Origin of the sequence: Butyricicoccus pullicaecorum DSM 23266 (genome assembly GCF_900167005.1) — a bacterium.
Classification (GTDB): Bacteria; Bacillota; Clostridia; order Oscillospirales; family Butyricicoccaceae; genus Butyricicoccus; species Butyricicoccus pullicaecorum.
The window spans coordinates 341,444-362,193 of sequence record NZ_FUXW01000003.1; the positions used below are offsets into that span (position 1 = coordinate 341,444).

The window sequence follows — 20,750 nt, forward strand, 5'->3', positions numbered from 1 at the left end:
CCGGCATTTATGATAGGAGTATCCATGAGATTTCAAGATTTAAAGATTGATGAAGCGATCTTGAAGGCCATCCGTGAGATCGGTTACGACCAGCCGACCCCGATCCAGGAAAAGGCCATCCCGATCGTTCTGGAAGGGCACGACCTTTTGGGCTGTGCGCAGACCGGAACGGGCAAGACCGCTGCGTTTTCCATCCCCATGCTGCAGCGCATGGGTCGCCCGCAGGAGGGCGAAGCGCGCCCGGTGCGCGGTCTGATCCTGACCCCGACCCGCGAGCTTGCGTTACAGATTTACGAGAATCTGTGCCAGTATGGCCGCTATCTCGGCCGTATTTCGGCGGTCATCTTTGGCGGTGTATCCCAGAATCCGCAGGTCGAAGCCATCCAGAACGGCGCCGACATTCTGGTCGCAACCCCTGGCCGTCTGTGGGATCTGATGGGTCAGAAGCTGGTCGACATCAGCACGGTCGAGTGCTTTGTCCTGGACGAGGCCGACCGCATGCTGGACATGGGCTTTATCAACGATGTCAAGCGCATTCTGAAGTTCCTGCCCAAGAAGCGTCAGACCCTGCTGTTCTCAGCCACCATGCCCGAGGAGATTGCCGAGCTGGCCAACAACATGCTGCACAAGCCGCGCCATGTGTCCATCGTTCCGGCTGCAACCCCGGTCGAGCTGATCGAGCAGGGCGTATACTTCACCGACAAAAAGGCCAAGCGTGACCTGCTGCGCGCTGTACTCGAAGAGCGCTCGCTGCCCCAGACGCTGGTCTTTACCCGCACCAAGCACGGTGCCGACCGCGTTGCGCGTGACCTGTCCCGTGCAGGCATCGCGGCCAAGTCCATCCACGGCGACAAGTCGCAGAACGCCCGTCAGAACGCGCTCAAGCAGTTCAAGGACTACAAGATCCCGGTTCTGGTTGCGACCGACATCGCCGCCCGCGGCATTGACATCAACGAACTGCCGCTGGTCATCAACTTCGACCTGCCCAACGTACCCGAGACCTACGTGCACCGCATTGGCCGTACCGGCCGTGCCGGTCAGGAGGGCACCGCGCTGTCGTTCTGTGACCCGTCCGAACTGCCCTACCTCAAGGACATCGAGGAGCTGACCCGCGTCGCCATTCCTGCACTCGAGCCGCCCGCAGGCATCGAGATTGCCGAGGCACAGACCGCTGCGCGCTATGTGCGTCACGATCCCACGCTGCCGCCCGAAAAGCCTGCAAAGCAGGACAAAAAGGCAAAGTCCAACAACCACCGCGGCAAGAAGAAGTCCGCCGAGCCGGCACCAGTCAAGGCAGAGCCGCGCCAGCAGGGACGCAAGAACGAGAGCGTAAAGGCCACCGCAAAGCCGGTACAGAAGGCCGAGCCTGCACCCAAAAAGCAGCCCGCAAACGCACGCGGCAAGAAGCGTACCAACAACCTGTCTGCCGCCAATACACGCAAGAAAGCCGCTCCGGCTGAGCTTCCCGCACGCGAGCCCACAAGCACCCGCGCTGCGGTCAAGACCGCTCCCCCGCGCCGCAAGAGCGCTGGACGCGGCGGCCGTCCGATCATCGAGCCCGCTTACGAGAACATCACCACCATGCACCAGTCGTCGCGCAAGGGCAGCAATCGCCGTGGCCGACGCGAGGACGTTGAGACCCGCGTGGACGTGATGACCCCGCCTTCCGGCCGTCCGCTGGCGCCGAGCACGGCGGCTCGTATCCGCGCTAAGGTCGAGGCCAAGCTGGCCGAGCGCCGCGCCGCCCAGTCTTCGGGCACTTCGGCACAGTCCCGCGCCAAAAAGCAGGGCAAAGTGCAGCGCAAGCCGCAGACCCGTTCCGGTCGCGGCCGCGCACGCGGTTAATTCCCATCCCCGCTAGAGAGAGAGGAGTAAGCACATGAGCGTGTCACGGCGGATCAAGCTGTTTTTCACCATTATCATCCTGTTGGGACTGACGGTGTTCTACCCGTTTGTCGTTTACACCAGCAATCCCTTTGTCAGCGAACTGCGCACCCTTTGGATCTCCACCGCCATGGAGACTATGACCCATCAGTGGTTAGCCACCGCGTTCTTCCCCGCTGATATGGTCAGCGAGGTCGTGGGCGCCCGTCAGGCACTCTTTGAGAGCCAGAAGGATATCCAGTCCATCTGGGGTCAGGATGGCCAGACTGCCACCGACAAGGTCGATACCAACCTCAGCCCGGAAGATCAGTTCTACGCCCTGTTCGAGGAAATCGACCGCGCAAGCTGTGAGGCATTCTTCGCGGAAAATCCGCGTTACATAGAGGACGGTTACGACAAGATCAACATGGACTGGTGTGAAAAGGGTGAAGACACCGGCATCGTCACCAAGCAGGGTGACAAGGTTGTTGCCATCAACACGGAAAAGAGCCTGATGATCGTGCGTCTGGAACGCGAGGGTCTGCTGGGTACCGAGTACAATGGTTATCTGGCGGTCGTCAAGGACCCGTCCCGCGTGGAACTCGGCCTGTGCCGCGGCATGGGCAAGCGCGAAGGTCAGCGTATTGCCGATCTGGCCGACTACAACGAGGCCATTCTGGGCATCAACGCCTCGGGCTTCATCGACAACGGTGAGGTTGCCGAAGGCGGTACGCCCTACGGTTACGTCAAACACGACGGTGAGCTCATCCAGGGCGCATTCGGTCACGGTTACAAGACCATCGGCTTCGACGACCAGCATCGCTTCCTGATTGGTGACACCACCACCGCAGACCAGATGGTCGATGCGGTCGAGTTCGGTCCGGCACTGATCGTCAACGGACAGAAGATCGAAGAGCTTGGTTCGGTCGAGAGCTTGCAGCCCCGTACCGCCATCGGTCAGACCGAAGATCTCACCGTGCTGATGCTGGTTATCAACGGACGCGGTCAGGGCAGCTCGATGGGCTGCCGCGGCGTCGATCTGCGCGACATTCTGTGGGATTACGGCGCTGTACAGGCCTGCAATCTGGACGGCGGCTCGTCCTCGGTTATGTACTATCAGGGACGTGTTATCAGCTCGCCCACCACGTCGACCAACAATCCCGAAGGCCGCCGACTGCCCAATGCCTTTATCGTCAAGTAAAGCGGTATGAAAAAAGAGGACTGTTTCCAGTCCTCTTTTTATTTGCTCTCTTTTGCGGTTACAAAACAAACCAGAATACCACCAGATAATGCGCGACGCTTCCGGCCAGCACAAACAGGTGGAACAGTTCATGGAATCCCAAAACCTGCGACAGATTGGGCTTTTTCAGAATATAGATCACACCGCCGATTGTGTACGACAGACCACCAATCGCCAAGAGCGTGATGGCGGGTGCAGGCATAGCCAGAACCACGTCAAAGCGGAAAATCACCGCCCAGCCCATCAGCAAATACAGGATGGTTCCCAGAAAGCGCGGTGCGTCAATCCAAATAAGCTTGACCGCGATGCCAAACAAGGCGATGCCCCAGATAACCGCGAGGAACAGATACGAACCCGGTGCCTGCATATACTTGAGCACGATGGGCGTGTAGCTGCCCGCAATGAGCACGTAGATCATGCTGTGATCGAGCTTTTTGAGCACGCGCAGTACCTGCTCACCTGCTCGGGCGTAGTGATAGACCGCGCTGGCGCTGTACAGCGCGATGAGCGACAGGCCAAACAGCAGTACGGACAGTGCGGTCAATGCGTCCACACCTTTTGTCACAGCGCGTATGAGCATGATTGCCAGACCGCACGCGGCTGCAATCGCTCCGACAAAGTGTGAATAACTGGAAAACGGCTCGCGCGCCTTGATCAATATTCTTGGCATACAGGTTCCCTCCCGGAATCTCAATTACATAGTTTTAAAAACCATATTCTATCTTTTATATTACCACATTTCATTAAGATTGCAACTACCCTCTTGCAGTTTTTTTCACCTTGCGCTACAATGATAATGAGCTACGAGAGGGGGATCTCTATGAAACAGCTATCCGAACTGCTCGAAACCGTCCTGCACGATCGGGATATTACGCCCGATGCTGTGCCTGCACTGGACTTATATATGGATCAGGTTTTGACCCTGTTCAACGAGGGTCTTCAGGAAAACAAGCGCCATCCGGGGGATAAACTGCTGACCAAAACCATGATCAACAACTATTCCAAGGAAAAAATCCTGCTGCCGGTCAAAGGCAAAAAATACACCCGCCAGCACATCATTCAGATGCTGTGCATCTATCAGCTCAAGCAGATGTTGTCTCTGGCCGACGTCAAGGCGCTGATCGGACGCAATGATGTGGACTTTGAAGCCTGCTTCAACCGTTTTTTGGCGCGCAAAGATCATCTGCGCGACTCCATTCCCGAGCGTCTGACCGCCGATCTGGACATTGACCTGTCCGACCCCAACGAAGTGCTGACCTTCTGCCTGACCCTGTCCGCAACCGCGACCTATATGCAACGGCTGTGCCAGCAGATCATCGACGCACGCGCCGAGGCGCAGGAATAGTACATAAACGCAGGAACGACTTTCCGTTCCTGCGTTTATTCGTTTACACTTTCTGAGTGTATTTAGAATCCCCTGTTTTATACAGCGTATCCAACTGGATGCTATAAAGGAGCGACCGTTTTATGCTGCCACGTCCCAGTTCTCCCTAACACAAACCACTATCTGTCGCGCAAAAAGCACGATATCATCGTCTATCGGTTCGCAGACACCGACTCCGTCCCCTACTCTATGGTGCGATTTGCATTGAACTCGGATTTCTTGGCCTAATGGCGGTATACCCACACCTGCTTCCCCTTCCGATCGCGATTGTTCTGGCCATAACTGGTGCAGTATTGGTGCTTATACTCGGTATTTTATATACCATTTGCTTCCGATGTCCTGTCTGCGGTTTGCTGCTTTACGGCAAACTCAACCCCTTCCAAGAACCATCCCAGTGTCCCTTCTGCGGAGCAGACCTTGACGATGATGTGCCCTAAGTACAAGCCATTTTTTGCAGGATTTCCTGTGTTTTTCGCTTGGCCAGCCGGTAAAAAATGAATTTTCTCCTGCACAAGAAAAGTTTTTTAGGCAATTTGCATGATTATCCTGCACTCTCCCCGGTCGATTTTATCATTTCTTTCACTGTTTATCACGCAAAAGAAATTGATTCTAACCGGTTTGCGTGATAAAATAAAGGCATTCAAGAGAACCTGTTCGGATGCAGGGTGCATCCCAAAGCCAATCTATGGAGGTCGAAAATTATGTTCAAGAGCGAATATCTCAATCGCGTTTACGAAGGTCTGGCTGCACGCAATGCACATGAGCCGGAGTTCCTGCAGGCTGTACGTGAGGTCTTCGAGTCCCTCGAGCCGGTCGTTGCTGCACGTCCCGAAATCGAGAAGAACGGCATCATCGAGCGCATCGTTGAGCCCGAGCGCATCGTAAACTTCCGTGTTTCGTGGGTAGACGACGCTGGTAAGGTACAGGTAAACCGCGGCTGGCGTATCCAGTTTAACTCCGCAATCGGTCCCTACAAGGGCGGTCTGCGTCTGCATCCCTCTGTTAACCAGTCCATCATCAAGTTCCTGGGCTTTGAGCAGATCTTCAAGAACAGCCTGACCGGCCTGCCCATGGGCGGCGGCAAGGGCGGTTCCGACTTCGACCCCAAGGGCAAGAGTGACAACGAGATCATGCGCTTCTGCCAGTCCTTTATGACCGAGCTCCAGCGCCACATCGGTCCTGACACCGACGTTCCGGCTGGCGATATCGGTACCGGCGCACGTGAGATCGGCTACATGTTCGGTCAGTACAAGCGCCTGCGCAACGAGTTCACCGGCGTTCTGACCGGTAAGGGCCTGTCCTACGGCGGCTCCCTGGCTCGTACTGAGGCTACCGGCTACGGCGTTTGCTACTACATGAAGGAAATGCTGGCTGATATGGGCGAGTCCTTCGAGGGCAAGAAGGTCGTCATCTCCGGTTCGGGTAACGTTGCAATCTACGCTTGCCAGAAGGCTACTCAGCTCGGCGGCAAGGTCATCGCAATGAGCGACTCCAACGGCTATATCGTTGACGAGAACGGCATCGACTACAAGGTTATGCAGGAGATCAAGGAAGTCAAGCGTGCTCGCATCAAGACCTACCTCGACTACGTTCCCACCGCAAAGTATGTCGAAGGCTGCCGCGGCATCTGGTCTGTTGCCTGCGATATCGCGCTCCCCTGCGCTACGCAGAACGAGCTCAACGGCGACGAGGCGAAGACCCTGATCGCAAACGGCGTTAAGGCTGTCGCTGAGGGTGCTAACATGCCCTCTACTCCTGAGGCTGTTGAGGCATTCCAGGCTGCCGGCGTAAAGTTCGGCCCGGCAAAGGCTGCAAACGCAGGCGGTGTTGCTACCTCCGGTCTGGAGATGAGCCAGAACAGCCAGCGTCTGTCCTGGACCTTCGACGAGGTCGATGCAAAGCTGCATGACATCATGGTCAACATCTACAAGTCCTGTAAGGATGCTGCTGCTCGTTACGGCATGGAAGGCAACCTGGTTGCTGGCGCAAATATCGCTGGTTTCGAGAAGGTTTGCGACGCTATGCTGTGGCAGGGTATTGCATACTAATCCAAAGCGAAACTGAACTCAAGTATCAAAAACGCTCTTTTTCTCGGATACGAAAATATTTTCCCGCAAAACTAAAGTGAAAAATATTTGATTGTCTCGATTTTTTACTACACGTTTTAGGTCAGTTTACAAGGAACTACACGCAGACCGTGAAACGGGCTGCTGACAACAAACGGCGCTATGCTCCCGGCTGGGTGCATAGCACCTGTTTGTTGCGGGGGTTTCCAAAGGGGGCAGCGCCCCATTTGGCACACGACTTTGCGGAGCAAAGTGTAGTGTGTTATACGCTCTGTCGGCGTTGCCCTGAAAATACCGTTGCCGCCGGGGAGGGCAAGGGCATTTGACGCGGCAGGAAAGCAGGGCTTTGTTTGGGGCTGGTAAGCCGGAAACAAAGGGCTGATTTCAGCAGCAGACAGGGCGTATTATGAAAGCCCCCGTCCCTCGTCCTCCGCCCCCGGCCTATGGGACAAAAAGTCCCAAAGCTCTGGACACCGTGACCAGATGTGTGGCCACACTCCGGGAAAAGTAGCAGGACGGCAGGAAACCGTCAAGGCTGAAATGAATGGGCTGACGCCCGGCCTTGACCGTTCCCCGCCGCCCCGCTGGATGGGTGGACAAGGTGGCCAATCCCTAAAAGTGTTTGGCCGCACTCGTTCATTTTGGGGCCTTTCTTCTCCCAAAATTGAAATGGGCGGGAAAGCCCTAAAATGGCTTTCCCGCCTTGATTACCCATTAGCAAAGACGGGCGAGACTGTCAACGGCGGCGCTGAAAGCGCCGTTCATCTTGACCGTTGACTGGCTCGCCTGGCTTTGCTAATGCCCGTAAGAGATGGAAAAACAAGATGGAAAACAAGGTTAAAAATGGTTGACAAGTCTATCGGATGTGTGTTATACTGTGCGACAGTTTGAGATTGGAAGGAGGCTTACGTGTGTTAATTTGTGTACGCTAATAAGCAATAAAAAGTAGAAGTACCTTTCCACATGATGGTGGGCTTTTTTTGCGTGCGTATGCAAAGGAACACGTAGGTTTGACACGAGCAGTCTTTGAACTGTATCGTGGTGTTTTTTCGTGCTTTGTTGTTATGCAGGCGTCTGCCCTCTCTGTGGGACAACGCCTGCTTTTTATTGCAGAAACAAAGGAACAATGCAATAAAAAAGGAGGTTCGCATTATGACCCAAAACAACAATTCATGGAGAAAAACTTATTTTACACTTCTTGCCGGACAAGCAATATCCTTTATTAGCAGCGGTATTTTGCAAATGGCCATTATCTTTTATTTGGTTGCGAAAACTAATTCTGCAATCATATTGACGGCGGCAACACTGATTGGATTTTTGCCGCAAGCCTGTTTAGGCCCGTTTGCAGGTGCTTTTGTTGACCGGCACAGCCGTAAAAGCGTAATGATTGGTGCGGATTTGATAATTGCCGCCGCTGGCGGTATTCTGGCGCTGGTGGCGTTTTACATGGAATTGCCCGTATGGTCTATTATGGTTGTCCTGTTAATCCGAAGTGCGGGAACTGCTTTTCATTCTCCAGCATTCAGCGCAGCAACACCTATGATTGTGCCAAAAGAGGAACTTACAAAATGCGCTGGTTACACGCAGACCATGCAAGCAGTAAGTGCGATTATCAGTCCAGCTGCCGCAGCGTTTTTATATGCTGTTTGGCCTCTTAATGCAATTATATTGTTAGATATTGTGGGTGCAATCCTTGCCTGTGTGACTGTTGCGATTTCGTCCATACCAACGCCTGAACTATGTCCAGAAACGAAAAGACAACAGTTTTTACAGGATATGAAAGAGGGGTATGTGGTATTAAAGCAAAACAGGGGCCTCTTTGCTCTGCTCTGGATTGGTGTAATTTATATGTTCTTTTATATGCCAATCAGTACGCTTTTTCCTCTCATCTGTATGTCATACTTCAAAGGAACACCGGCCCATGCCTCTGCCGCTGAAATTGCTTTTGCGGTTGGTATGCTGCTTGGCGGAGTCATTCTGAGCATTTGGGGCGGTTTTAAGAAACGGCGGTACACCATCGGTCTTTCCGTTCTCCTGATGGGCGTTAGCAATATGCTCTCCGGGCTTTTGCCGCCAGACGCATTTCTTGTCTTTGTTGTGTGCTGTACTGTTATGGGAATTTCCGCTCCATTTTACGGTGTGCAAAATGCGATTTTTCAAGAAACGGTCAAACCAGAATATCTGGGGAGAGTTTTTTCTCTACTGACAAGCGCCGCTTCCCTCGCCATGCCGTTTGGCCTTGTCATTTCCGGGCCTCTGGCGGAGCGGCTGGGAGTTGAGAAATGGTTTGTCATTTGCGGAATTGGCATTATCATCGTTGCGCTTGCCGTATTTTTACTACCCGGTTTGAGAGAGATTGACAATACGCAATAATCAACTGCACCTTTTTCTATTACTAAACAAAATGCCTGGATGGTGGTTCTGAAAAACCAGAACCGCCGTTCAGGCATTTTTTATCTTCGTCCTCTCTGCGGTTTTGGATTCTTCAGCAAGTCGGATTTTTCCGCAATCTTTTTCAGCCACTTCCGTTCTTCTACTGACAGCTTCCTAAAATTCAGCTTGAGCCGTTTGCAGATAAACGCCAAGTACGCTTGTTCCGTGTCGCTGTCCTGGCTGACGATTTCACCAGCAGTTTCCAGCATTTCTTTTAGCGGGTTATCCTCTGGGACGCTGAAAAAATCGTCCTTGTGTGTTTCCCGCAGAGCAAGGGCAATCCCGTTTATGTCCCGTTGTATCACATAGCGGCAAAACTCGTCCTCATCAATATGGGCGGTGATAAGCTGTCTTAACTGCGTATCACTCATGCCAGGATTATGCTTTTTTATAACAGTTGCGCTCATCGTGTCCACTATGGCGTTTGCACCCTGCGCCTGTTTCAGTGCCGTTCCGTTCACATAGATTTCAAGGTCAGCCATCAGCCGGGGGAAATCCGGGTGCGCCGCCAGCTCACACAGCAGGGTATTGTCTATCCTCCCGCTTTTCAGCAGGTCAATCATTTCATCACTCAAACGCAGGTCTGCAAGATCGGCGTTTGGGTGATTTTTCATTTCAGACAGCCCCAGCAGATAATCAGCGGTCACACCGTAAAACTTCGCCAGCCGGATAAGGGCATAGTGGCTGATGTCCTTGAAGTCTTCCGTTTCGTAACTGCCCAGCGCAGACTTGGAAAGCCCGGTCTGCTCCGCAAGCTGCCCCAGCGTCAAGCCACGCTCCACACGTAGGTCTTTTAATCGCTCTTGTATGGATAAAGACATATTCACCCTCCTTGCTAGCTCAACGAAAGAGAAGCCGTTATGCTATGTACTATGCTCATAGCATAACGGCATAGGCATTTACAGTTTTATTTTACCATTTGCTACATCTTCACGAAATTTATCAACAAGCTTCGCTGTCAGCTTGGATTTACCGTAGTGTTCAAGTACAAAAGTACGATAACTTTTTCCATCTACAAGCACATCACTTTTTCTGGTCAACAACCAATTTCCGTTACCTCCTCCCTGTTCTCTAATATTCCAGTCTTTCCCATATCTTTTATAGATTTCATCTTTTTTACCTTGAACAGACATTGATTCGCTTGGAATATAAACAATTTGCATAATAGCTCCTCCTTTATTTTGTGCAAGAAGACCAGAAACCTGAATTTGTCTTTTATCTTTTTTTGATTATATCACAAATCCGAGAGCGTGGAAATAGGGAGTTTTTCAGGCTGATTTCCTACCTCTTGGATATACGGCACAGGCGGTCAAAAAGGTGTAGACTTGGGATAGTTCATCGATGGACAAGCACCTTGGAAACAGAACACGCCAAAGAAAACGGAGGGACGCATGAGCAAAAGACCCTATCAACACCTGCCGCCGCTGGAACACAGGCCGGACGGCTCCCCCTACCGCATAACCCCGCCCCAGAAGAGACGAGCCAGCGGCCTGATACGCCGGGAGTGCTGCAACTGCGAGGACGGAAACTGCCTTGCGCTGGACGATGGCGACACCTGCGCCTGTCCGCAGATGATTTCGTTCTCCGTCTGCTGCAAGTGGTTCCGCTGGGCGGTCTTGCCGCTGGACAGGACGCTGGAAGCGGAGATTTACCGGGACAGGGACTTGAAACGCTGTGCGGAGTGCGGCGGTGTGTTCGTCCCGAAGTCCAACCGGGGCAAATACTGCCCGGACTGCGCCGCCAGAGTTCACAGGCGGCAGAAAACAGAAAGTGAACGGAAAAGGAGGTCTGCTGTGGACAGTTAAGAGCGGGAAAAGCCTTGATTTGCAAGGCTCCGCAAGCCCTCAACCGGGGCGGCTGGTATCATTTATCATTCGCCCCGGAAAACGGGCCTCTAACCGTCCACAAAACACGCTATGACAAACACGATTTATATTCACCAGCCGGAAAAGGCGTTCAGTTTCACCCGGCTCCCCAATTTCCTTTTTGAAGCACCCACATTCCAGCCCTTGAGCAACGAAGCGAAGGTGCTGTATGCCTTTGTCCTGCGCCGGGCGGAGTTGTCCCGGAAGAACGGCTGGGCGGACGAGTACGGGCGGGTCTACCTGTACTACCCCATCTGCGAGGTGGTCGCTTTGCTCCGCTGCGGGCGGCAGAAAGCGGTCAACACCCTGCGGGAGTTGCAGTATGCGGGGCTGGTGGAAATCCAGAAACAGGGCTGTGGAAAACCCAACCGCATTTACCCGAAATCCTATGAAGCGGTTCCAAACACCGACTTCAAGAAATCCGGTTATGGTACGCCGGAGGGCTGAAAACCGTACTTGGCGAGTACGAAAATCAATCCTCTTGAAGTACGGAAATCTGACGGTATATAGAAATACAGAGATTAAAACCATCTATTTACATTCATTCCATTCCAATCCTATCAGAGATATTTTCGGCGGGAAAACCCGCCGGAAAGGAATGGAATGGGGAAAGGAGTTCAATGGCACAACACGCAATTTTGCGATTTGAGAAGCACAAGGGCCACCCGGCGGGGCCGCTGGAAGCCCACCATGAACGGAAAAAGGAGCAGTACGCCAGCAACCCGGACATTGACACCAGCCGGAGCAAGTACAATTTCCACATCGTCAAGCCGGATGGCCGCTACTACCATTTCATTCAGAGCCGCATCGAGCAGGCCAGATGCCGCACCCGCAAGGACAGCACTCGGTTTGTGGACACGCTGATTACCGCCAGCCCGGAGTTTTTCAAGGGCAAGTCCCCAAAGGAGATAGCGGCCTACTTCCAGAGGGCGGCGGACTTCCTCATTGACCGGGTGGGCCGGGAGAACATCGTTTCGGCTATGGTACACATGGATGAAAAAACGCCCCATCTGCACTTGGTCTTTGTGCCGCTGACAAAGGACAACCGCCTGTGCGCCAAAGAAATTATCGGCAACCGGGCCAATCTGACGAAGTGGCAGGACGATTTTCACGCCTGTATGGTGGAGCAGTACCCCGACCTGGAGCGTGGGGAAAGCGCCAGCAAGACGGGCCGGAAGCATATCCCCACCCGGCTGTTCAAACAGGCGGTCAACCTCTCCAAACAGGCGAGGGCCATTGAAGCGGTTCTCTCCGGCATTACCCCGCTGAACGCCGGAAAGAAGAAAGAGGAAGCCCTCTCCATGCTGAAAAAGTGGTTTCCGCAGATGGAGAACTTCTCCGGGCAACTGAAAAAATACAAGGTCACAATCAATGACTTGTTAGCGGAAAATGAAAAGCTGGAAGTCAGGGCAAAGGCCAGCGAAAAAGGCAAGATGAATGACACGATGGAACGGGCGAAGTTAAAAAGCGAACTGGACGATATGCGGCGGCTGGTTGACCGTATCCCGCCGGAGATTTTAGCGGAACTGAAACGGCAACAGCGGCAGCATGGAAAGGAAAGGTGATCTTATAAGTAATATCAGATACAAAAAGGAAATCGAAATCGTGACTTTTCAGGGAAAGGAAATCACACTGGAAAATCTCTCCCCGGTGTTCACGCCGGAACAGGAAGCAGCCAAACGCCGGGAACTGGAACAGCAGCTTTATGAGGTGTTCCGCAAGTACGCCGACAAGCGGGAGAGTGAGGAAGCCGGGACATAAGGTTTTCCAAACCCATCATTGATTTGCGGGGCTGCTGGCGGTATAATAGAACTGTCAGCAGCTCCGTTTCTTTTTTAAGAAAAGGAGCGACAATATGAACAATCGGATAGACGCAATCTATGCAAGACAATCGGTAGACAAAAAGGACAGCATTTCCATTGAAAGCCAGATTGAATTTTGCAAATACGAGTTGAAAGGCGGTAACTGCAAGGAATACACAGACAAAGGGTACAGCGGCAAGAACACAGACCGTCCGAAGTTTCAAGAACTGGTGCGGGACATCAAGCGGGGCTTGATTGCAAAGGTCGTGGTTTACAAGCTCGACCGTATCAGCCGTTCCATTCTGGACTTTGCCAACATGATGGAGCTGTTCCAGCAGTACAATGTGGAGTTTGTGTCCTCTACGGAAAAGTTTGATACCTCCACGCCGATGGGACGGGCCATGCTGAATATCTGTATCGTGTTCGCCCAGCTTGAACGGGAAACGATACAGAAGCGGGTAACGGACGCTTACTACTCCCGCAGTCAGCGGGGCTTTAAGATGGGCGGGAAAGCCCCTTACGGCTTCCATACGGAGCCTATCAAGATGGACGGTATCAACACAAAGAAGCTGGTGGTAAACCCGGAGGAAGCGGCCAATATCCGGCTGATGTTTGAGATGTACGCCCAGCCCACAACTTCCTACGGGGACATTACCCGGTACTTTGCCGAACAGGGGATTTTGTTCCATGGCAAAGAGCTGATACGCCCCACGCTGGCGCAGATGTTACGCAATCCTGTCTATGTGCAGGCAGACCTTGATGTGTACGAATTTTTCAAAAGTCAAGGTACAGTCATTGTCAATGACGTTGCCGATTTTACGGGCATGAACGGCTGCTATCTGTATCAAGGGCGAGATGTAAAGGCCAGCAAGAAAAACGACTTAAAAGACCAAATGCTGGTACTGGCTCCCCATGAGGGTATCGTCCCCTCCGACACCTGGCTGACCTGCCGCAAGAAGCTGATGAACAACATGAAAATCCAGTCTGCCCGGAAAGCCACCCACACATGGCTGGCAGGAAAAATCAAGTGCGGGAATTGCGGGTATGCTCTTATGAGTATCTACAATCCCTCCGGCAAACAGTATCTCCGCTGCACGAAACGGCTGGACAATAAAAGCTGTCCTGGCTGTGGGAAAATCATCACTTCGGAACTGGAAGCGGTTGTTTATCAGCAGATGGTAAAGAAGCTGGCAAGCTACAAGACGCTGACAGGAAAAAAGAAAGCGGCAAAGGCAAACCCGAAAATCACCGCCCTGCAAGTGGAACTTGCCCATGTAGACAGCGAGATTGAAAAGCTGGTGGACAGTCTGACGGGGGCAAACAATGTCCTGTTCTCCTATGTGAATGTGAAGATAGCGGAACTGGACGGGCGCAAGCAGGAACTTCTGGCAAGGATAGCGGAGTTGACTGTGGAGGCCATCAGCCCGGAACAGGTCAGCCAGATTTCCGGCTACCTCGATACCTGGGAGAATGTATCTTTTGATGACAAGCGGCGTGTGGTGGATTTGATGATCACCACCATAGCCGCCACAAGCGACAGCTTGAACATCACATGGAAAATCTGACTGGCGGCACCCCTCCCGTCAGATACCTACCCTGTGTAGTCCCTTGTAAACTGTACTTTCCGAAGAACTAAAAAACGAAAATCGCTGATTTTCTCGCTTTTGAGCTTGTCGTTCTCTTATCATCATGTATATGCTTGCATAAAAATCAAGAGCATCTTCTTTTCCCCTGTTAGGATAGAAGATGCTCTTTTCTTTTTTAACAGTTCGAATCAATGTTGCTCCCTATCTTCGCAATAAAAGTTCTCTGTCATGATCTGAATTACTAACTTTCTCCTGCCATTCGTTCTCTTTTCTATCTTTCCACTAAATCTTCTTTATGAGATTGTATCGTCACCTCTCCTAAAATCAAGTCATCATTCTTCTCATAGTTTCATTACACAGCAATTCAATAAATTCTAATAATATGTTTCTTCTTTGGATATACTCTTCTTACCACAGTTTTGACTTGTCTGTGATATGCATGAATACATGCTCTAATACATCCATTCATATTGTTATCTTCTCTGCAAAGTAGTTATTTTACTCTACCTTTTCTTTTTCTAATTTTTAGGATATATTGTCATTTCCCAATTTTTTAATATAGTGTTGATTGCTACAACAAAAGGCTGACCCAAAGGTCAGCCTTTCATTCAAACAAGAAATCAGAAGTATTCGTCCACACTTCTAAATGCCAGTTAAATTTTACATGACTTCTCCGCCGGTACGATGTGCGTTAAGCCAATCCTTTTCCAAGGCAGCCCAATCACGGTTCTCCTGAAGCGCCGTCCAGGTCTCGTACTGCGCACCCTCGAACAGGTCGTAGTCGTGCGAGTTGGTCGCCTCCTGAATGGCCTCGTAGTACCAAGCAGAAGTATCCATGTTGTCCGGCCACTTGATCATGGTATCCAGCATGTGATCTGCGTCCGGCTTGCGCTGGAGCACGTTGTTGACCAGTGTAACCGCCTCCGCACGGGTGATCTCCTTGTCCGGCAGGAAGGTGCCGTCCGGATAGCCGTTAATCCACTTGGCCATCGCGGCATCGTTAATACTCTCGCGCGCCCAGTGATTTGCAATGTCAGTGAACAGGTCCTCCTCAACATCATAGCCCGCGGACATAAAGCGCGATGCAATCGCAGCAAACTCTGCGCGGGTGATATTGTTGTTCGGACGGAAGGTGCCATCCTCATAGCCCTGAATGATGCCAGCATTAACCATAGTCGACACGGCATTGTTGTACCAAGCATCCGATGCAACATCCGTGAAGTTGTTGGACGTCGACCAGAACTGGTCTCGAGCCTCATCGGTCAGCAGACGGAAGAAGATGGTTGCAACCTCCGCACGGGTGATGTTGGCGTTCGGGCGAACGGTTCCATCCTCGGAATAGCCGATAATGTACGCATAGTGGTCTTCCGTATTCAGCCAAGGAGTCTCGGCCAGCGGGACTTCTTCGTCGGTGAATTCTTCGGTGTCGTCCTCATCATCACGATCAGTGTTTTCGTCGTCGTCATCAGGCGTATACTCCGGATGACTTGCGCCACCATCCGAAATTTTCTTCCACTTAGCATAGACATATTTATCGGATGTCATCTCGACTTCAGTAACCGGAATCATCAATGCTTCGTCTGCATACCAACCTTCAAAGGTATATCCTTCGCGCTCAGGTTCTTCATCGACTTGTGCCGTCTCATTTTCCAAATACTGTTCCGATTCAACAGAGCTACCACCATTAGATATATACGTCAAAGTGTAATTTCTTTTCCATTGTGCGTACAAAGTGGTATTATCCTTAGGCACTGTAAACGATTCACCAAAATCATACGTTGTACCGCCGCCATTTGGGTCCGTATTCCAGTCAATCAGTGTATAATCTTCTCCTCTGGTAAACAGCTTTTCTCCTTGGATTGTCAATACCGTACCTGCTTCACATGCTGCATCTGGAGTCTTCTGACCTCCGCCTTCAAAGTTTGCATCATAAGTTAATGTATATACCGGATTCTTTGTCCAGAAGCCCTCGAGCACGACATTCGCAGCCGGCATAGTCACAGTTCCGTTTACGATTATGGTGCCCGTTGCAGGTTCCGCAACTGTCCAACCAGAAAACGTATATCCCTTCATGGGCGGCGCAGCGACTACCTCTACCGGATCTCCCTCTAACTTCTTACTTGCAGTATCCGGTAAAGCTGGCGCATTTTCCGGAACCTCTCCACTATACCGATAAGAAAGCGAATATGTCGGAGTAACACCTACAATCAAAGGCACATAACCTGTATCCAAGGTATTCGCATCATTGTAAATTACTTTGTAGCCATTTTGATATCGATCTACTTCTGTACTTTCCGAAGGTGCGCCGGAATCATTCTGCATATAGTCATAATACCAATCATCATCCAGAATCACTGCACGATCAGCATCCGTGACCTCTGTATGTGTGGGATCAGACAGATAAGTCTTCATATCCGCTACGGTAGGTATCTGGAATGATGCAGAATCAGCTGCATATAAATCAGCTCCGGAAGATGTTGTAGTACGATTACCCTCTGTTTCGTTTCCTGCTGTATTTCCAAACAGAGCAGCATTCTCCATAATCATTGTAATCTTCTGCTTGTCATTTTGAGGGATTACATAAATGCCACCGCCATTCTCTGCAACATTTCCAACCACCACCTCTCTGGATATATTCATGGTAAAAGATTGATATGCCGCACCACTCAGATAAATTCCGCCACCTAGTTGAGAAATATTCCCCTCAACACGTCCATTCTGTAAACTTACATTCGATTTGAAAGTATTACCCCCTTGAGGATATATACAAAGACCTCCGCCTTCTTGCTCTGCTCTATTTTTCACAAGATCCGTATCAGAGAGAGAAATTTCATCTCCATAGGATCCCATGATATAAATACCACCACCCTGAGTCGCCGAGTTCTCAAATATTTGATTTCGAACGATTGTACCATCCTGTCTAACATAAGCCTTTAAAGTCGCACCGACAAAATTTCCCAAGTAAAGGCCGCCACCACATTTCTTCGCTTCATTCTTAAACAATTTGCATCCAGCAATCATTCCACCTGCTCCGATGTAAACTCCACCACCATAATCAGCTACATTAGCATCAATTGTGCAATCGTTAATTTGGGTTGCATAAAAAGCATGGATTCCACCGCCATTTTCTGCATGATTTCTAGAAATCGTGCAATGCTCAATTTTAGTTCCTATTGAATCACGTTGCTGGCCCTGATCAATCGCAATTCCTCCGCCACTACCATTACTCGAATTCTCTATAATTTCGCAATTCGTGATATTGCGTCGATACTTTGTCCTCTCATCTAAATAGATTGCACCTCCTTGCAAAGCCGTATTTTTTTGAAATTTACACGCATTAATGATGGTATCCTTATCTTCGCGATCCGAACCGACCAAACCTGTAGCAGAAATATATACAGCTCCGCCGCTTTGTGCAGTATTTTCTATAAATGTACACCTCTCCAAAGTAACATCTCTTGCACAAATTGCTCCTCCGTGCATCGCGCTGCTTGCATCGTTTTTTTGAAATGTTGTATCTTCCACCTTACATGTGCCAGAACTATAGATTCCTCCTCCATAACCAAAATGTGAACTCGATCCAAACACCTTGTTCTCACTGATTACGCAATTTTTTAACTGTAAATTACCTTCGTTATATATACCACCACCCACTATCTGACTAGTCTTGTAGGGAGTGCCTGTCCAACCATTGCCAATTATACTTGCGCCAGTAATTGTGGCATTAGCTCCTTTATTAATACAAATGCCTACCCCCCGCGCATTCGCAGACTTAGAATCTCCAAAATCTATTTTATTATTAGAAATCTCTACTGATCCCTCAATATTCAACACACCTTTACCGACGAGAATGCCAATACCTCTTGCATTAGTTTGGGGTGCAAAATTTTCTTGGATCTTTGTTGAACCAAGAATTTTGAGAGAGCCCTCAGAATAAATGCCTGCACCAGCTTGACTCTGATTTTTTTCAATAATTCCCCCATCCGCTTGCAACATACATGTGCTTCCAACAAAAATACCACCGCCCATGGAACACACACTATTATCACAAATTTTACCACCATTCATGACGAACTGAGAATTCTCCTCAAGTGTCATGGCACCGCCGCGCCAAACCCACTTATTTCCAGAAATCTCTCCGCCATTCATGGTAATCTGACCACCCGCTTTTGCAAAAAGGGGACTATAATAATGATCATCAGAAGTTTTTTCTGTCCGATTTGGCTCTTGCGTAATGCATATGCCATCATCCAACAGCAATTCTCCGCCATCAATAACAGAAATGCCATAACGTTGATAGCCAGTTTCGCATTCTATCGTTAACGCTTGATCCGCTAGCCCTTTTTTACCTAACTGCACCTTGCCTCCGGCAGAAATCTTGAGATTTGCCAACTTTGTAATTCTTGCTGTACTGCTCTCAGCCGGAATTATTATAATCTCAGTATCAATATTCATACTCGAGTGCATAGATTGGCTATACTGAACTTCTCCACTAACATATAAAATTCCGCCGCCGGCTTTATTCAAATCCTTTAGCGCATCCATCACATATTGATACTGGCTTGAACTTATTGTACCGCCTTCTGCAACCCAAGTGATTACTCCAGTTGTTTCACCTAACTTCCCTACCATTACAGAATCCATTTGCTGTTGTACATTTTCCCAACAACTATACGCTGCCTGAACATCCTCGCGTTCCTGTTCGGCCTCAGTCAGTGCTTCCCAAGCCTGTGCACAATCATCCAGCAGATCCTGATATTCCTCTGCATTCTCTGCGGTGATTTCCTCCGGCAGCTGCGCAGCCAAACCCAGGAACTCCTTTACCGCCTGAGAATCCTGATTATCTTCCGGCTCTGTGCTGTTTTCAGGAGTCTCACCTTCCGACACATCATTCGGCTGATTTACAGGCGGCTGAGGACTCGTCTGAGTGTTCTCCGCATTATCCCCATCGTCTACAGACGGCTGACTGGGCAGTTCAGGCTCTTTCCGATCATCTTCGCCTGACTCTTGTACAGGGTCACCGATACAGCCAGTCAGGTCATTTGCGCAAACAGGACAACTTTCATCCACCTGCTCATCGGTGCACTTGGCCTCACAGATACAAGTCAGAACAGGCTGTTCTGGCATATCTTCGGTTTTAATTGCAAACGCATTCATAGGATAGACAGTCATTAACATTATTAGTGCTAAAATACTCGCCAACCAACGTTTTGCACATTGCTTCATTTCTATTCCTCCTTCAATAAACATTTATATAAAAACGCGAATCTATAATTTATTCGCGATTACCTTCCGATATTGTTCGTTTTATATCTTCAGCGCAGAATCGATATCAACACGTCTTTGCTCTAGTGCCACCATAAATGACTGCCTGCTAAACACAACTTTCCGAACCCTGTCACTGTACCTTGCGGTGTGATCCCCCCTCATCTCTTCAGACATTAACGTCCCATTCAGGAGTGAATGCCATCTACAAACTAAATCGGGATCACAACTTTATAAGTCGGTTCTTCTACCCACAGTAGCGTTCTAGTAAGTACATGACGTAAGCCTGCCAAATAGGCCTCGTTTTGCACCATCATCAGACTTTCTTCCCCTTACTATATGTTACAAAATTTAGTATCATTAGAAGTTTACACTACAATATTCCACTGCTTAATCAGTTAGTCTTACCGTTCTTTTAATAAAATCCTTTTAGCGTTTTTACCACTCACTTTGTCTTACATCATAAAATATATATTTTATCACAAACGCTACTTTCCATCCCGATATTTTGTTATATATCATCGGAAAAATTGTATCATATTTTCTCTCTCCCTGCAATATAACAATCCTCAAAAACATCATGGATAAGCTCATAAATACAAATTTTTATTATTTTAATTTTTTGCGTCCAAAACCAAAATAATCACAAAAAAATCAAGATATACCACAATATTATGTACCGATCTTTATTCCTTAAGACAGATAGACGCCAATAAAATGTATATTTTGTCTTATAGAACCATCCCTAGATTCTTCACTCGGCATACATATCCCTTAGTCCAGTTAATAAAATAAATGCAAATAGCTTTAACCCAAGAATAACCTCGTACGCCAACAATTTTTGCAACATTTTGTATATCTGATAAAATAACAATTGGCACAGATTATGCGCAAACACCTTACTTACTTCTACCCTGCAAGCTTACACAAATGTTTCATTTCAAATCTACTGTTTAAATAGATCTCTCCTATTCCTTGCAAAAAATTTCTACACTCTAGCAGACTTGAGATAGATGAATTCCAATTGCACGAGTTGCCAACAGAGCAAGCCGTGCCTGTCACTTTCATCTGACTACCTATACCACTTATTCGTATTCTTTACGGGCACTTTCCGTTTCTAACAATGGAACAATCCGCAAGATTTGTATTCAGTAGTTCTCCAATCAACAAAGCTTAAAAAATTTGCTCGTAATAATTATGGAATTAACCAACTCCTATGCATAACTATCATAGTACAGTTACGTTC

At 49.6% G+C, this 20,750-nt stretch carries 16 protein-coding genes; 11 read left to right on the forward strand and 5 right to left on the reverse strand.

What is annotated here, in order from left to right:
- The first annotated feature begins 24 nt into the window (after positions 1–24).
- Both B5D52_RS08585 and B5D52_RS08590 read left to right on the forward strand, forming a co-directional pair.
- On the forward strand, positions 25–1,845 hold the full coding sequence (locus B5D52_RS08585) for a DEAD/DEAH box helicase (protein ID WP_016148343.1): 1,821 nt from the start codon (positions 25–27) through the stop codon (positions 1,843–1,845).
- Between the two features lie 34 nt (positions 1,846–1,879).
- Positions 1,880–3,064, forward strand: a complete 1,185-nt coding sequence (locus B5D52_RS08590) for a phosphodiester glycosidase family protein (RefSeq protein WP_016148344.1) — start codon at positions 1,880–1,882, stop codon at positions 3,062–3,064.
- Positions 3,065–3,122: 58 nt separating this feature from the next.
- Here B5D52_RS08590 and trhA read toward each other — a convergent pair whose 3' ends face one another.
- Positions 3,123–3,773 (reverse strand): PAQR family membrane homeostasis protein TrhA, encoded by a 651-nt coding sequence (gene trhA / locus B5D52_RS08595; RefSeq protein ID WP_016148345.1) that lies wholly within the window; start codon positions 3,771–3,773, stop codon positions 3,123–3,125.
- Between the two features lie 150 nt (positions 3,774–3,923).
- Between trhA and B5D52_RS08600 the strand changes: the two genes are divergently transcribed.
- Entirely contained in the window at positions 3,924–4,448 is a 525-nt protein-coding gene (locus B5D52_RS08600) for a DUF1836 domain-containing protein (protein ID WP_016148346.1), read from the forward strand.
- Between the two features lie 353 nt (positions 4,449–4,801).
- Here B5D52_RS08600 and B5D52_RS16340 read toward each other — a convergent pair whose 3' ends face one another.
- Positions 4,802–4,999, reverse strand: a complete 198-nt coding sequence (locus tag B5D52_RS16340; protein ID WP_147535121.1) for a hypothetical protein — start codon at positions 4,997–4,999, stop codon at positions 4,802–4,804.
- 189 nt (positions 5,000–5,188) lie between these two features.
- Here B5D52_RS16340 and gdhA point away from each other — a divergent pair, with 189 nt between their 5' ends.
- The 3 genes from gdhA (at position 5,189) to B5D52_RS08620 (ending at position 8,926) form a co-directional block, all read left to right on the forward strand.
- Complete coding sequence (gene gdhA / locus B5D52_RS08605) at positions 5,189–6,535, forward strand: NADP-specific glutamate dehydrogenase (RefSeq protein ID WP_016148347.1); 1,347 nt, start codon at positions 5,189–5,191, stop codon at positions 6,533–6,535.
- Between the two features lie 558 nt (positions 6,536–7,093).
- Positions 7,094–7,330, forward strand: a complete 237-nt coding sequence (locus B5D52_RS16345) for a hypothetical protein (protein ID WP_014080336.1) — start codon at positions 7,094–7,096, stop codon at positions 7,328–7,330.
- 375 nt (positions 7,331–7,705) lie between these two features.
- Entirely contained in the window at positions 7,706–8,926 is a 1,221-nt protein-coding gene (locus B5D52_RS08620) for an MFS transporter (protein ID WP_002584949.1), read from the forward strand.
- Positions 8,927–9,006: 80 nt separating this feature from the next.
- Here B5D52_RS08620 and B5D52_RS08625 read toward each other — a convergent pair whose 3' ends face one another.
- Both B5D52_RS08625 and B5D52_RS08630 read right to left on the reverse strand, forming a co-directional pair.
- Complete coding sequence (locus tag B5D52_RS08625) at positions 9,007–9,807, reverse strand: helix-turn-helix domain-containing protein (RefSeq protein ID WP_002575858.1); 801 nt, start codon at positions 9,805–9,807, stop codon at positions 9,007–9,009.
- Between the two features lie 78 nt (positions 9,808–9,885).
- Positions 9,886–10,149, reverse strand: a complete 264-nt coding sequence (locus B5D52_RS08630) for a hypothetical protein (RefSeq protein WP_002575859.1) — start codon at positions 10,147–10,149, stop codon at positions 9,886–9,888.
- Positions 10,150–10,377: 228 nt separating this feature from the next.
- Between B5D52_RS08630 and B5D52_RS08635 the strand changes: the two genes are divergently transcribed.
- The 5 genes from B5D52_RS08635 to B5D52_RS08660 all read left to right on the forward strand — a co-directional run bounded on the left by B5D52_RS08635 (position 10,378) and on the right by B5D52_RS08660 (position 14,218).
- Positions 10,378–10,791 (forward strand): cysteine-rich VLP domain-containing protein, encoded by a 414-nt coding sequence (locus B5D52_RS08635; RefSeq protein ID WP_002575860.1) that lies wholly within the window; start codon positions 10,378–10,380, stop codon positions 10,789–10,791.
- Positions 10,792–10,902: 111 nt separating this feature from the next.
- Entirely contained in the window at positions 10,903–11,298 is a 396-nt protein-coding gene (locus B5D52_RS08640) for a replication initiator protein A (RefSeq protein ID WP_002575861.1), read from the forward strand.
- A gap of 173 nt (positions 11,299–11,471) precedes the next feature.
- A complete protein-coding gene (gene mobV, locus B5D52_RS08650; RefSeq protein WP_002575862.1) occupies positions 11,472–12,416 on the forward strand; it encodes a MobV family relaxase in 945 nt (314 codons plus the stop codon).
- Positions 12,417–12,420: 4 nt separating this feature from the next.
- Entirely contained in the window at positions 12,421–12,612 is a 192-nt protein-coding gene (locus B5D52_RS08655) for a hypothetical protein (protein WP_321118048.1), read from the forward strand.
- A 94-nt stretch (positions 12,613–12,706) separates the two neighbouring features.
- Positions 12,707–14,218 (forward strand): recombinase family protein, encoded by a 1,512-nt coding sequence (locus B5D52_RS08660; protein ID WP_002575864.1) that lies wholly within the window; start codon positions 12,707–12,709, stop codon positions 14,216–14,218.
- Positions 14,219–14,899: 681 nt separating this feature from the next.
- Here the strand turns inward: B5D52_RS08660 and B5D52_RS08665 are convergent.
- Positions 14,900–19,465, reverse strand: a complete 4,566-nt coding sequence (locus B5D52_RS08665; RefSeq protein WP_016148348.1) for an S-layer homology domain-containing protein — start codon at positions 19,463–19,465, stop codon at positions 14,900–14,902.
- Positions 19,466–20,750: the final 1,285 nt, after the last annotated feature.